At 71.1% G+C, this 13814-nt stretch carries 12 protein-coding genes; 1 reads left to right on the plus strand and 11 read right to left on the minus strand.

The features are described from left to right. Nucleotides 1–77: 77 nt before the first annotated feature. The 4 genes from ACLBYD_RS09830 to ACLBYD_RS09845 all read right to left on the minus strand — a co-directional run bounded on the left by ACLBYD_RS09830 (nt 78) and on the right by ACLBYD_RS09845 (nt 5781). Nucleotides 78–2261: a malate synthase G gene (locus tag ACLBYD_RS09830; protein WP_447816264.1), complete on the minus strand. Its 2184-nt coding sequence runs from the start codon at nt 2259–2261 to the stop codon at nt 78–80. Between the two features lie 66 nt (nt 2262–2327). After that, entirely contained in the window at nt 2328–3266 is a 939-nt protein-coding gene (locus ACLBYD_RS09835) for a 3-methyladenine DNA glycosylase (RefSeq protein WP_447816266.1), read from the minus strand. Continuing rightward, nucleotides 3263–4381: a hemolysin family protein gene (locus ACLBYD_RS09840; RefSeq protein ID WP_447816267.1), complete on the minus strand. Its 1119-nt coding sequence runs from the start codon at nt 4379–4381 to the stop codon at nt 3263–3265. Before ACLBYD_RS09840 ends, ACLBYD_RS09835 begins: the two co-directional genes overlap by 4 nt. Next, the gene (locus ACLBYD_RS09845) at nt 4378–5781 is read right to left on the minus strand and encodes a hemolysin family protein (RefSeq protein ID WP_447816269.1); all 1404 of its coding nucleotides are present in this window, start codon (nt 5779–5781) and stop codon (nt 4378–4380) included. The genes ACLBYD_RS09840 and ACLBYD_RS09845 overlap by 4 nt, the downstream gene beginning before the upstream one ends. 304 nt (nt 5782–6085) lie before the next feature. Here ACLBYD_RS09845 and ACLBYD_RS09850 point away from each other — a divergent pair, with 304 nt between their 5' ends. After that, nucleotides 6086–6730: a class I SAM-dependent methyltransferase gene (locus ACLBYD_RS09850; protein ID WP_447816270.1), complete on the plus strand. Its 645-nt coding sequence runs from the start codon at nt 6086–6088 to the stop codon at nt 6728–6730. Here ACLBYD_RS09850 and ACLBYD_RS09855 read toward each other — a convergent pair. From ACLBYD_RS09855 to ACLBYD_RS09885, 7 genes are all read right to left on the minus strand, one after another. Continuing rightward, complete coding sequence (locus tag ACLBYD_RS09855; protein ID WP_447816272.1) at nt 6684–7583, minus strand: DMT family transporter; 900 nt, start codon at nt 7581–7583, stop codon at nt 6684–6686. The genes ACLBYD_RS09850 and ACLBYD_RS09855 overlap by 47 nt on opposite strands. A gap of 4 nt (nt 7584–7587) precedes the next feature. Next, nucleotides 7588–9039: an NADP-dependent phosphogluconate dehydrogenase gene (gene gndA, locus ACLBYD_RS09860; protein ID WP_447816274.1), complete on the minus strand. Its 1452-nt coding sequence runs from the start codon at nt 9037–9039 to the stop codon at nt 7588–7590. A 71-nt stretch (nt 9040–9110) separates the two neighbouring features. Continuing rightward, the gene (locus ACLBYD_RS09865) at nt 9111–10061 is read right to left on the minus strand and encodes a M56 family metallopeptidase (RefSeq protein WP_006552761.1); all 951 of its coding nucleotides are present in this window, start codon (nt 10059–10061) and stop codon (nt 9111–9113) included. A 13-nt stretch (nt 10062–10074) separates the two neighbouring features. Then, entirely contained in the window at nt 10075–10488 is a 414-nt protein-coding gene (locus tag ACLBYD_RS09870; RefSeq protein WP_447816276.1) for a BlaI/MecI/CopY family transcriptional regulator, read from the minus strand. Nucleotides 10489–10566: 78 nt separating this feature from the next. Further along, entirely contained in the window at nt 10567–11445 is an 879-nt protein-coding gene (locus ACLBYD_RS09875; RefSeq protein WP_447816278.1) for an ABC transporter ATP-binding protein, read from the minus strand. Beyond that, nucleotides 11442–12578: a FecCD family ABC transporter permease gene (locus ACLBYD_RS09880; protein WP_447816280.1), complete on the minus strand. Its 1137-nt coding sequence runs from the start codon at nt 12576–12578 to the stop codon at nt 11442–11444. Before ACLBYD_RS09880 ends, ACLBYD_RS09875 begins: the two co-directional genes overlap by 4 nt. Beyond that, on the minus strand, nt 12575–13814 hold a 1240-nt coding region (locus tag ACLBYD_RS09885; protein ID WP_447816282.1), incomplete at its 5' end, for a FecCD family ABC transporter permease. The genes ACLBYD_RS09885 and ACLBYD_RS09880, both read right to left, overlap by 4 nt.

Raw genomic sequence — 13814 nt, forward strand, 5'->3', positions numbered from 1 at the left:
GGCTCCGCCGCGCGGTGCGGGGACGGGCAGGGCCCCGATCCGGTGTGGATCGGGGCCCTGTGGTGTCGGTGTGCGGGTCAGGCGTACTTGGCCTTGTTCTCGCGGCGACGGCGGTGCAGGATCGGCTCGGTGTAGCCGCTGGGCTGCGTGGTGCCTTCGAGGATGAGTTCCTTGGCGGCCTGGAAGGCGATGTTGTCGTCGAAGTTCGGGGCGAGCGGCCGGTAGCCGGGGTCGCCTTCGTTCTGCCGGTCGACGACGGGTGCCATGCGCTCGAGGGAGGCGATGACCTCATCGGCGGTGACGACGTCGTGGCGGATCCAGTTGGCGAGGAGCTGGCTGGAGATGCGCAGGGTGGCGCGGTCCTCCATGAGGGCGACGTCGTGGATGTCGGGGACCTTGGAGCAGCCGACGCCGGCGTCGATCCAGCGCACGACGTAGCCGAGGATGGACTGGCAGTTGTTGTCGAGTTCCTCGCGCTTCTCCTCGTCGGTCCAGTTCGGGTTCTCGGCGAGGGGGATGGTGAGGATGTCGTCGACGGTGGCGCGGCTGGTGCCCTTGAGCTCGTTCTGGACGGCGAAGACGTCGACCTCGTGGTAGTGGGTGGCGTGCAGGGTGGCGCCGGTGGGCGAGGGCACCCAGGCGGTGTTGGCGCCGGCCTTGGGCTGGCCGATCTTCTGCTCGACCATGTCGCGCATGAGGTCGGTCATGGCCCACATGCCCTTGCCGATCTGGGCCTTGCCCTGCAGGCCGCAGGCGAGGCCGGTGTCGACGTTCCAGTCCTCGTAGGCGGCGATCCAGCGCTGCTGCTTCATCGCGGCCTTGCGGACGACGGGGCCGGCCTCCATGGAGGTGTGGATCTCGTCGCCGGTGCGGTCGAGGAAGCCGGTGTTGATGAACACCACGCGGTCGGAGGCGGCCTTGATGCAGGCGGCGAGGTTGACGGTGGTGCGTCGTTCCTCGTCCATGATGCCGACCTTGAGGGTGTTGGTGGGCAGGGAGAGGACCTCTTCGACGCGGCCGAACAGTTCGGTGGTGAAGGCGGATTCCTCGGGGCCGTGCTGCTTGGGCTTGACGATGTAGATCGAGCCGGTGCGGCTGTTGGCGAGCGGGCCGTGGTCCTCGTCGATGTGCAGGCCGTGGATGGCGCACAGGCTGGTGACGAGTGCGTCGAGGATGCCTTCGGGGACCTCGTTGCCGTCGCGGTCGAGGACGGCGGGGTTGGTCATGAGGTGCCCGACGTTGCGGACGAACAGCAGGGAGCGGCCGTGCAGTTCGAGGTCGCTGCCGTCGAGGGCGGTGTAGACGCGGTTCGGGTTGAGCGTGCGGGTGAGGGTCTTGCCGCCCTTGTCGAAGGATTCGGACAGGTCGCCGCGGTTGAGGCCGAGCCAGTTGCGGTAGCCGATGACCTTGTCGTCGGCGTCGACGGCGGCGACGGAGTCCTCGAAGTCCATGATGGTGGTGACGGCGGATTCGAGGACGACGTCCTTGACGCCGGCGGCGTCGGTGCTGCCGATGGGGGACTCGGGGTCGATCTGGATGTCGATATGCAGGCCGTTGTTGCGCAGCAGCACCGAGGACGGGGTGGTCTTGTCGCCGAGGTAGCCGACGAGCTTGTCGGGCTGGGCGAGGCCGGTGACGGTGCCGTCGCCGAGGGTGACCTTCAGCTCGGTGCCGTCGATGCTGTAGCCGGTGGAGTCGGCGTGCGAACCCTGCGCGAGGGGTGCGGCCTTGTCGAGGAAGTCGCGGGCCCAGGCGATGACCTTGTCGCCGCGGACCTTGTTGTAGCCGGTGCCCTTCTCGGCGCCGCCTTCTTCGGAGATGACGTCGGTGCCGTAGAGCGCGTCGTAGAGCGATCCCCAGCGCGCGTTGGAGGCGTTGAGCGCGAAGCGGGCGTTGAGGACGGGCACGACGAGCTGCGGGCCGGCGGTCTCGGCGATCTCGGAGTCGACGTTCTCGGTGCCGATGGTGAACGGCTCGGGGGCGGGGACGAGGTAGCCGATCTCTTCGAGGAAGGCCTTGTAGGCGACCGGGTCGTGGGGCTGTCCGGCGCGGTCGCGGTGCCAGCCGTCGATCCGGGCCTGGAGTTCGTCACGCTTGGCGAGCAGTGCCCGGTTCTTGGGGGCGAGGTCGTGGACGATCTTGTCGGCACCTGCCCAGAAGGTGTCGGCGTCGACCCCGCTGCCGGGGATGGCCTCGTTGTTGACGAAGTCGTAGAGAACCTGCGCGATCTGGAGTCCGCCGACCTGCACGCGTTCTGTCATCACCCTCACTCTTTCCGGTTGCTGTGCGGCCGGAAACGTCCCGGCCGCACGGAATCGTCGATTATGTTACCCGCCAGTAGTATCGGGCGCAGTGGTTCTGTGCGCCTGCAGGGCGGTACATCGATTCACCAGCTCTTCTCTCAGAGCTGCGGCGCGACGGGTGAGCGCCGACTGCTCGCGGACGTACTGTGCGCGTCCGGCGGCAGTCTCGATCCTGATGGGCGAGTAGCCGTAGTCCTCGAGATCATACGGGCTCGCCCGCATGTCCAATTCACGGGCTGCAGACGCGTGTCGCAGGCACCGCACCGTCAGCTCCGAATCCGTCAACGGCAGCAGCTTGTAGGCCCACTTGTACAGATCCATGCCGGCGTGCAGACAGCCGGGTTGTTCGGTGCGTACCTGCTGGTCGCGGGTCAGTTCGGTGGCGTTGCGCGGGACGGCGTCGGGGGTGAAGAACCGGAACGCGTCGTAATGGGTGCAGCGGAGCTGCATTGATTCCACCACCGCGTCGGTTCCGGTGTGGCCGAGCCGCAACGGCACCGACGAGTGCCGCACCCCGTCGTCCCCCGCCCGGTACACCATCGCCCACTCGTGCAATCCGAAGCAGCCGAGCTGCGGCGGCCGGGAGGCCGTCGCGGTGAGCAGCCCCGCGACGAAGTCGACGGTGTCGGCGCGCCGGTCGAGCATCTCCCGGCCCACCCGCACTCCGGGCTGCCCGTCGATCACGACTCGCTCGTAGCCGGGATGGTCGCGGTAGTCGCGCACCGCGGCGGCACCGAGCAGCACGGTGCCGTAACCGGGATGCCAGCGCCGCAACTGGCTCGGCCGCAGGCTGTAGTAGGTGAACAGGAAGTCGTGCACCGGATGGGTGCGGCCGGCGGCGCGTCGTTCGAGATGCCCGGCGAGCAACTCGTCCACGACGGCGTGGTGGGCGTCGCGCCGCGCGGTCCACTCGTTCTCGGTGAGGATCGCCGGGCGGTCGGTCACGGACAGGGAGCGGGTCATCGTTCTCGTTCGGTCGATCGGGGTGCGGTGGTGCGGGGGCGGTTGCCCAGCGGATCCGCGACCCGGTGGGTGGCGTCGCGGACCGTCCCGACGAACTCTTCCACGAGGTCCTCGAGCGTGACGATGCCCCGCAGCGTTGCGGTGGTGTCGGTCACCCCGGCCAGATGCGCGTTGCTGCGCCGCAGCGCGGCCAGCGCCTCGTCGAGACCGTCGCCGATCCCGATGGTCGGCAGCGCCCGGATCACCGCGGCGGGAATGACGGTCTCGGGACCGGTGGACTGTTCCCGCACGAGATCGAGCACGTCCTTGATGTGCACGTAGCCGGTGATCGTCCCGTCGGGTCGACGCGTGGGATACCGGGAGAAGCCGGTGGTGGTGACCGCCTGCTCGACGTCGCCGAGGGTCGGGCCCGCGCCGGTGTGCGGGACGGTGCGCACCCGCGCGAGCGGGATCATCACGTCGGCGACGGTGCGGTTGCCGGTGGCCAGGGCCCGGGTGAGGCGCTTGTGTTCCTCCTCGTCGAGCAGTCCCTCGGAGCGGGATTCGCCGATCATCTCGGTCAGCTCCACGGCGGAGACGGAGGTGTCGAGTTCGTCCTTCGGGTCGATGCGCGCCGCGCGCAGGGTGGCGTTGGCGCACAGGTTGTAGAAGGCGATGACCGGCCGGGCGGGTCGCATGAACAGCAGGTGGATCGGCACGAGCAGCATCGCCGCGCGTTCCGGTCCGGCGATGGCGATGTTCTTCGGCACCATCTCGCCGAGCAGGATGTGCAGCACCACCACGATGGTCAGCCCGATGGTGAACGCGATGGGGTGCAGCAGTGCGTCGGACACCCGGGCCGCGTGCAGCGGCACCTCGATCAGGTGCGCGATGGCCGGTTCGGCGACGCGGCCGAGCAGGATCGAGCAGATCGTGATGCCGAGCTGGGAGCCGGCGAGCATGAGCGAGAGGTGTTCGCCGGCGTGGATGACGGTGCGGGCGCGGGTCTTGCCCTGGGCGAGCAGCGTCTCGAGGCGGTCGCGGCGGACGGTGATGAGGGAGAACTCGGCGCCGACGAAGAAGGCGTTGCCGGCGAGCAGCAGCACGGCGAGGACGATTCCGAACCAGTCGCTCATCGCTGCTCACCACCCTCGTCGGCGGCCGGGGCGTCGTCCCTGTCACCGTTGTCGCCGTCGGGGTTCTCGGGGTCGGGGGCGGCGCCGGGGACGAGCAGCACCCGGTCGATGCGGTGCCCGTCCATCTCGAGGATGCGCGCGTACCAGGTGAGGTCGCGTTCGCCGCGGCGCAGCGGCAGCTGGATCTCGTCGTCGACCTCGGGGATGCGGCCGAGTTCGGTGAGGATCAGCCCGGCGAGGGTCTCGTAGTCGCCGTCGGGGGCGCGGTAGCCGGTGAGCTGGGCGAGCTCGTCGGTGCGCAGCAGACCCGTGCACGACCAGCCGTCCCCGTCGCGGTGGGCGTCGAGTTCGGTCTCGTCGTGTTCGTCGCGGACGTCGCCGACGATCTCCTCGACGAGGTCCTCCATGGTGATCAGTCCGGCGGTGCCGCCGTATTCGTCGACGACGAGCGCGACCTGCATGCCGTCCGAGCGCACCCGTTCCATGACGGTGTCGCCGTCGAGGCTGGACGGCACGGTGGGCACGCGGCGGGCGAGAGCGCCGACGGCGGTGGTGCCGCGCGCCGGGCCGGGCACGGTGAACGCGTGCTTGACGTGCACGACGCCGAGCGGGGCGTCGAGGTCGCCGTCGACGATCGGGAAGCGGGAGTAGCCGGTGCGGGCGGACAACTCGATGAGGTCGAGGACGGTGGCGTTGCGGTCGAGGCTCTCGACGGTGCTGCGCGGGGTCATGAGGTCCTCGGCGGTGCGGTCCCCGAACTGCAGGGAGCGGTAGACCAGGCGGGCGGTGTGCTCGTCGAGGGTGCCGCTGCGGGCCGAGGCGCGCACCAGCGAACCGAGTTCCTGCGGGGAGCGCGCCGAGCGCAGTTCCTCGGCGGGTTCGATACCGAGGCGCCGCACGATGTGGTTGGCGGCGCCGTTGAGTCCGAGGATGGCCCAGCGGAACAGCAGCGAGAACGCCAGCTGGAGGCCGGCGGTGGCGCGGGCGGTGCCCATGGGCCGGGCGATGGCGATGTTCTTGGGGACCAGTTCGCCGAAGACCATGGAGAAGGAGGTGGCGATGAGCAGCGCGAGGACCAGCGAGACGGTCGCGGCGACGGAGGTGCTCAGGCCGATCGCGTCGAACAGCGGGGTGAAGAACTGCGCGAGGATGGGTTCGGCGAGATAGCCGGTGATCAGTGTGGTGATGGTGATGCCGAGCTGGGCGCCGGACAGCTGGAACGACAGGGTGCGGTGCGCGTGCTGGACCTGCCGGGCGCGCCGGTCGCCGTCGTGGGCGTGCGCGTCGACGGCGCTGCGTTCGAGGGCGGTCAGGGAGAACTCGGCGGCGACGAACAGGGCGGTGCCTGCGGTGAGCGCCACGAAGCCGAGGAGGGCGGCGATATCGAGCAGGACGGACATCAGGGGCGGTCCTGCCGGGCGGGGTGGTGGCCGGGGTGGTGACCCGGCCCGCTAGAGGATCCTTCCGGCCCGGAGTCGCACTCCGTGCAGGGGGAGCTGGTGTCGGGCGGTGGGCTGGTGGTGGGTGCCGCGGGCACCGGTGTCCTCTCGTCGGGTCCGGTCGCGGACGGTGTCCGCCTGCCGGAAGTGGTTTCGACGGGTACCGATTCTACTGAGCGGGGTTGCCGTGTGTCGCGGTGCAGGCGACGACGCGGCGCCTACGGTGGGGATCGAGCAGGTGTCCCGGTGGAACGAAGGAGCGTGGATGAGCGGCGGCGAGGGTCCGGAACACGGCGGCAGCGGCGAGCGGGTGCCGAGCCGGTGGGAGGAGATCGTGGCGGAGAATCCGGCGCATTCGTCGTGGTACGTCGAACGGTTCCGCACCATGGTCGCCCAGGGGCAGGACACCGTCGGGGAGGCCCGGTTGATCGATGCGATGGTGCCGCGTGGGGCACGGATCCTCGACGCCGGGTGCGGACCGGGTCGGCTCGGCGGCTATCTGCACCGGGCCGGGCACCGTGTGGTGGGGGTGGATGTCGATCCGGTGCTGATCGCGGCGGCGGAGGAGGATCATCCGGGGCCGCGGTGGCTGGTCGGGGATCTGGCCGAGCTGGATCTACCGGCCCGCGGTGTCGACGCGGAGTTCGATGTGATCGTGTGCGCGGGCAACGTGATGACCTTCGTGGCGCCGTCGACCCGGGTGGCGGTGCTGCGCAATTTCGCGGCGCATCTGGCGCCGCAGGGCCGGGTGGTGATCGGTTTCGGGGCGGGCCGCGAGTATCCGTTCGAGGAGTTCTTCGCCGATGCGCAGCAGGCGGGGCTGGCGGTGCAGGTGCGGTTGTCGACCTGGGATCTGCGGTCGTTCAGCGACGATGCGGAGTTTCTGGTGGCGGTGCTGGGGCGGGCGTAGCCGCGGCCTCGGCGGGGGTGTCGGCGGCCTGGGCACGGGAGAGCGCCACGGTGGTCACGAGCATCACGACGACGGCGGCGCCGACGAGGATCCGTCCGGGCCCGTCGGTGCGCAGGTGCTCACCGAGCACGGTCATGCCGAGCACGATCGCGGCGAGCGGTTCCCCGACGGTCAGGGCGGGCAGGGAGGCGGTGAGCGAGCCGGCCTGGAAGGCGCGTTGCTGCAGGTAGATCGCGGCGGCGCCGGCCGCGACGAGCGTCCAGGTCTGCCATGAGGCGAGCAGGGGGCCGATGCCGTCTTCGGCGAGGTCGGTGACGTGTTTGGTGAACGCGCTGGTCACGCCGTAGAGGATGCCGGCGGCGATCCCGAACGACAGCGCCCGCAATCGCGGCGAGAGCAGGGCGACGACGGCGGCGGCGGCAGTGACGGCGAGCACCGCCCCGAGCGGCAGCGCCCACCGGACGGCGGCGGCGTCACCGGTGCCCTCGGTGGGGTTGCCGACGAGCAGGAAGATCGCCAGCGCCGCGCACAATGCGCCGGCGAGCAGCCAGGTGGTGCGGGTGACGCGGCGGCCGGTGGTGGCGGCGGCGAGCGGCAACGCGAACAGCAGCGACGCGACGAGCAGGGGCTGGACGAGCAGCACCGACCCGAACACGAGCGCGATCACCTGCAGCACGTAGCTGCCGCCGTCGCCGAGGATCCCCGCCCACCAGCGGGGGCTGCGCAGCAGCGAGCCGACGAGCGAGTCGGTGTCGGGCACGGCAGCGGCCGAACTCTGTTGCGCGACACTGCCGACCGCGATGAGCGCGGCGGCGGCGAGCGCGCACAGGACGGCGACTGCCGTGCCCGTCATCGGGTCAGGCCTGCACTTCGGAGCGGTCCCCGCTCCACAGGGTGTGGAACTTGCCGGGGCGGTCGGTGCGCTCGTAGGTGTGGGCACCGAAGAAGTCGCGCTGGCCCTGGGTGAGGGCGGCGGGCAGCCGGTCGGCGCGCAGCCCGTCGTAGTAGGACAGCGACGACGCGAACGCCGGGACGGGGATGCCGAGCTGGGTGGCGGTGACCACCACGCGGCGCCAGCTGTCGATGCCGATCTCGATGGCGTCGCGGAAGTACGGCGCGAGGATCAGGCTCGGCAGCGCCGGGTCGGCGTCGTAGGCCTCCTTGATGCGGTTGAGGAACTGGGCGCGGATGATGCAGCCGCCGCGCCAGATCGTCGCGAGCGCGGCGCGGTCGACGTTCCAGCCGTATTCGGCGCTGCCGGCGGCGATCTGGTCGAAGCCCTGCGCGTAGGCGACGATCTTCGACGCGTACAGGGCGGCGCGGATGTCCTCGGTGAACTGCGCGGCGTCGGTGGGGGCGGCACCGAGGTTGCCGGCGGCGAGGCCGCGGGCGGCGGCACGCTGGTCGCGGGAGCCGGACAGGGCGCGGGCGAAGACCGCTTCGGCGATGCCGGTGACGGGCACGCCGAGGTCGAGGGCGGCCTTGACGGTCCAGCGGCCGGTGCCCTTCTGTTCGGCGGCGTCGACGATGACGTCGACGAGGGGTTTGCCGGTGGCGGCGTCGGTCTGGCGCAGCACCTCGGCGGTGATCTCGATGAGGTAGGACTCGAGGGTGCCGGTGTTCCAGTCGGCGAAGACGTCGGCGGTCTGTCCGGCGTCGTAGCCGAGGGCGTCGCGCAGCAGGTGGTAGGCCTCGCCGATGAGCTGCATGTCGGCGTATTCGATGCCGTTGTGCACCATCTTCACGAAGTGGCCGGCGCCGTCGGGGCCGATGTGGGTGCAGCAGGGGGTGCCGTCGACCTGCGCGGCGACCTTCTCGAGCAGCGGGCCGAGCGCCTCGTACGATTCGGCGGGGCCGCCGGGCATGATCGACGGGCCGTTGAGGGCGCCTTCCTCGCCGCCGGAGATGCCGGCGCCGACGAAGTGCAGGCCACGGGCGCGCAGGGCGGCTTCGCGGCGGATGGTGTCGGTGTAGAGGGCGTTGCCGCCGTCGATGATGATGTCGCCGGGTTCCATCGCGTCGGCGAGCTCGTCGATGACCGCGTCGGTGGCGTCGCCGGCCTTGACCATGATCAGGACGCGGCGCGGCTTCTCGAGGGCGGCGACGAAGTCGTCGATGGTTTCGGTGCGGACGAAGGTGCCGTCGCTGCCGTGCTCGGCGAGCAGCGCGTCGGTCTTGGCGATGCTGCGGTTGTGGAGGGCGACGGTGTAGCCGTTGCGGGCGAAGTTGCGGGCGATGTTCGAGCCCATCACGGCCAGTCCGGTCACGCCGATCTGGGCCTGCGGTGTTTCGGTGCGTTCGACGGTCATGGTCTACAGCTTCCCCCGAAACGGGGGCCGATCGAAATCGGGGCGGGCCGAACGGTGCGGCGTGTCGCGGCTCAGAGGCCGAGCAGCAGGGACAGTTCGGTGAGCCAGGGCACCGCCACGGCGATGGTGGGCACGACGAGGATGGCGGCGGCGGCGGTGTAGGCGGCGGCGGAGATCCCGAGGTTGGGGCCCGGTCCGGTGAGGCGCTGCACGCGCAGCACGGTGCTCGGTCCACCGACGGCGAGGGCGCCGGTGGGGGTGTGGGCGCCGGCGCAGGCGACAAGGGCGCGGGCCAGCGGGGCGGGGCCGGTCTTGCGGACGGCGGAGTCGTCGGCGAGCAGTTCGACGAGCAGTTTCACCGAGCCGAGCGCCGAGCCGGAGCGCACGACGCGGGGGAACGCTTCGTAGACGGCGGTGAACGCCTCGAGGATGAGGTCGTGGCGGGCCCGCAGGTGGGAGTGTTCGTGGCGCAGGATCGCGCGTAGTTCGTCGTCGCCGAGGTTGTCGAGGGTGCCTTCGCTGAGCACCACCCGGTGCCGCAGGCCGGGTAGGCAGTAGGCGATGGGGTCGGCGGTGTCGAGGATCCGCACGTGCGGGTGGTGGCGGACGGCGGCGCCGCTCTCGCGGCGGTCGAGCAGGTCGACGAGCATGCGGTGGCGGGAGCGGCGGCGGCGGGTGCGTACCGCGACGCGCAGCATGGAGAAGGTCAGGCGGGCCCCGATGAACACGGTTAGGGCGAACACGATGACGTAGGTCAGCCACAGGGGCAGACCGAGGGCGTCGATCTCTTCGAGGGGCCCGGTGGTGGGTCGGCCGTCGGCGCCGGGTGCGAGGAGGCGGGCGGCGATGGCCAGGCCGCAGGAGAACGCGGAGAGCACCGCCGCCAGCGCCACGGACTGCCACAGCACGAGGGCGGCCCGGGGGTTGCGGTGCGGCCAGGTGGCGCGGGCGAGCAGCCCCGGCACCGGACCGGCGAGGAGAAGCGCTGTGGTTCCGAAGAACAGCGCCGTGGTCGCGTTCATGACATCGAGTGTGTCAGCCGGCCCGCTCGGTGTCGTGGCCGGTGTTGTCGTCGCCGTGTTGCGCTTCGAGTTTCGCCAGCGCCGCGCGCAGGGCGGCGGCTTCGTNGTCGGCGCCGACGCGGCCGACGAAGTGGACGAGGGCGGCGGCGCGGCCGGCGGTCTCGTCGGCCTGGTCGAGGGCGTCGACCATGAGGCTGGCGACGAGTTCGTCGCGGCCGTGCACCGGCAGGTAGCGGTGGGCGCGGTCGTCGCGTTGTTGGATGACGAGGTTCTTCTTGGCGAGGCGCTGCAGGACCGTCATGACGGTGGTGTACGCGAGGTTGCGTCGAGCCGAGAGGGCTTCGTGGACCTGCCGGACGGTCTGTGGTTCGGGGGTGGACCACAGGTGATCCATCACTGCGCGTTCGAGTTCGCCGAGTGCTGCCATGGGTCGATTCTACGGATTTCTCCGACGAATGTGCGTACTACCCCTAGTCGTAGGGTCTGACCTGCGGTGAGACCCTCGTCACCGGCGGTGGGGACCTCCGGCGGCGCCGTAGACGTGGCGGGTGCCGATGGGCACGATCAGCGGCCGGTCGGACACCGGATCGTCGATGACCGAGGCGTCGAGATCGAACACCTCGCGCAGCAGTTCCACGGAGATCACCTCCGCGGGCACCCCGGAGGCGACGACGCGGCCGTCCTTCATCACCACCAGATGGTCGCTGTAGCGCACGGCGAGGTTCAGGTCGTGCAGCACCATCACCACGGTGCGGCCGAGTTCACTGTGCAGCCGGTCGACGAGGTCGAGGACCTCCACCGAGTGCGCCAGGTCGAGATAGGTGGTCGGTTCGTCGAGCAGCAGGATGTCGGTGCCCTGCGCGAGCGCCATGGAGATCCAGGCGCGTTGCCGTTGCCCGCCGGACAGTTCGTCGATGGGACGGTCGGCGAGGTCGGCGATGCCGGTGCGGTCGAGGGCGATCGCGACCTCGTCCTCGTCGTCGGAGGACCACTGCCGGAACCACGACTGGTGCGGGTGCCGGCCGCGGGAGACCAGATCGGCGACGGTGAGCCCTTCGGGCGCGACGGGGGCCTGCGGCAGCATGCCGAGCACCCGGGCGACCTCGCGGGTGCGCATGGTGGTGATGTCGTGCCCGTCGAGCAGCACGGTGCCGGTGCGAGGCTTGAGCAGCCGGCTCAGCGCGCGCAGCAGGGTGGACTTGCCGCAGCCGTTGGGGCCGATGACGGTGGTGACGACCCCGGTGGGGATGGACAGGTCCAGGTCGTCGACGATGAGCCGTTCGCCGTAGCCGAGGCTGATGTGTTCGGCGACCAGCCGCGGCGCCGCATGCTCGATCGGGCCGGGGGCCGGGGCGGGGGCGGGGGGCAGATGGGTGTCGGTCATCGGGAGACCTTTCGGTTGGAACGCACCAGCAGGTACAGCAGGAAGGGACCGCCGAGCGCGGAGGTGACCAGGCCGACCGGCAGCGGCACCGGCAGGATGGTGCGGGCGATCAGGTCGGCGGCGACGACGAACAATGCCCCGGTCAGGGCGGAGGCGATGATCGGGCTGCCCGCCGAGCCGACGAGGCGCAGGGCGATCTGCGGGGCGGCGAGGGCGACGAAGCCGATCGGTCCGGCGGCGGCGGTGGCGACGGCGGCGAGCGCGCACGCCGCGACGAGCAGCAGCGCCTGCTGGGTCTGCAGCTTCACGCCGAGGGAGCGGGCGGTGTCGTCGCCGAGGCGCAGCGCCCCGACGGTGAACGAGGCGGTCGCGGCCCAGCCGCCGACGAGCAGCAGCGCGATCGCGGCGGGCACCACCTGACTCCACGAGACACCGTTGAGCGAGCCGGTCAGCCACACCTGGGCGCGGCTGACGTCGTTGATGTCGGCGGAGACGAGCATCCACTGGGTCAGGGCGATGAGCATGGCGTTGATGCCGATGCCGATGAGCACGAGCCGGAAGCCGTCGGCGCCGCGCCGCCAGGCCAGCAGATAGATGACCGTGGCGGTGAGCAGCGCGCCGAGCAGCGCCGACATCGGCAATCCGAGGGTGGCGAGCAGTCCGACGATGGAACCGCCGCTGGTGACGACGATCAGGGCCACGGCGGCAGCGGAGGCGCCGGCGGTGATGCCGAGGATGTCGGGGCTGGCCAGGGCGTTGCGGGACACCGATTGGGTGATGGCGCCGGAGACGGCGAGGGCGGCGCCGACGACCACGGCGGCGACACCGCGCGGCAGCCGCAGGTCGAAGACGATGAACCGGTCGAGGCGTTCGCCGCCGCCGAGGAGAACCTCGACGACCTGCAGGGGACTCAGCGGGTAGTCGCCGCGTCCGAGGGAGATCGACAGCAGCACCGCGGTGGCGACGACGATCAGCGCGCACACGATGACCATGCGGGCGCGCCAGACGACGGAGACGGAGCCGAGCCGGAAGGCGGGCCGGCCCGGCACGCGGGTGGCGACCTGCACGGGTGAGCGGCGCGTGCCCGTCGTCTGCTCGTCCTTGTCGAGGGACGGGGTGGGGGTGTCGTTCACAGGGCCACCAGCTTCCGGCGACGGACGAGGGCGATGAAGAAGGGGGCACCGATGAGGGCGAGCACGATCCCGACCTGCAGTTCGCCGGGGCGCACCACGATGCGGCCGACGACGTCGGCGAGGACGAGCAGCGCCCCGCCGAGCAACCCGGCGTAGGGCACGAGCCAGCGATAGTCGGGGCCGGTGACCGCACGGGCGATGTGCGGGACGATCAGCCCGACGAACGCGATCGGTCCACACGCGGCGGTGGCGGCGCCGGTGAGCACGGTGATCGCGGCGATGCCGATCACCCGGGTGGTGACGACATTGGTGCCGAGCGAGCGCGCGACGTCCTCGCCGAGGCTGAGCAGGTTCAGTGCCGGAGTGGAGGCGAGCGCGACGAGCAACCCGACGACGATGAACGGCAACACCTGCCAGAAGACGTCCATGCCACGGCCGGCGACGGAACCGACCACCCAGAAGCGGTAGCCGTCGAGGCTGGTCTGGTCGAGCAGCACGATGGTCTGGATCATCGCCTGCAGGAAGAACGCCACCGCCGCGCCCGCCAAAGCGAGACTGAGCGGACTCGAGCCGCCGTTGCCGATGGACGCGAACCCGAACACCACGATGCTGGCGAGCGCGGACCCGGCGAAGGCGAACCACAGATACTGCGCCGGGGTGGAGAGCCCGAACAGGTAGATCGACAGCACCACCAGGAACGCGGCGCCGGCGTTGATGCCGAGCAGACCGGCGTCGGCGAGCGGGTTGCGGGTGTGCCCCTGGATCAGTGCGCCGGCGACGCCGAGCGCGGTGCCGACCAGCAGCGCGAGCAGGGTGCGGGGGATGCGCAGCGAATGCACGATGACGTCGGTTTCGGAGCCGTCGTTGACGACGAGGGCGTGGAAGACCTCCGCGAAAGTCATCGGGCGGGCGCCGACGGCGATGCTGGCGAGCGCGCCGAGTACCAGCAGCACGAGCAGCGCGGCCAGGCCGAGCAGGCGCCGGCGGCGCAGGGCGGCGACGCTGCCGTCGGTGGGGCGCGGGGTGAAGTCGTCGTGGCGGGCGTGGCGTTCGGTGACGATCTCGGTGCCGCGGCGCAGCAGGGCACGGCGGGTGCCGGCCGGTCCGGTGGTGGCGCGGTCGCGCAGCACGAGCCCGGTCCACTGCAGACCCAGGCTCTGCCCGGTGCGGCCGGCGCGGTAGCCGTGGTTCCACCACAGCAGCCCGGCGGCGGCGGTCAGGGCGGCGCCGCCGAAG

Source organism: Rhodococcus sp. C26F, assembly GCF_053345925.1.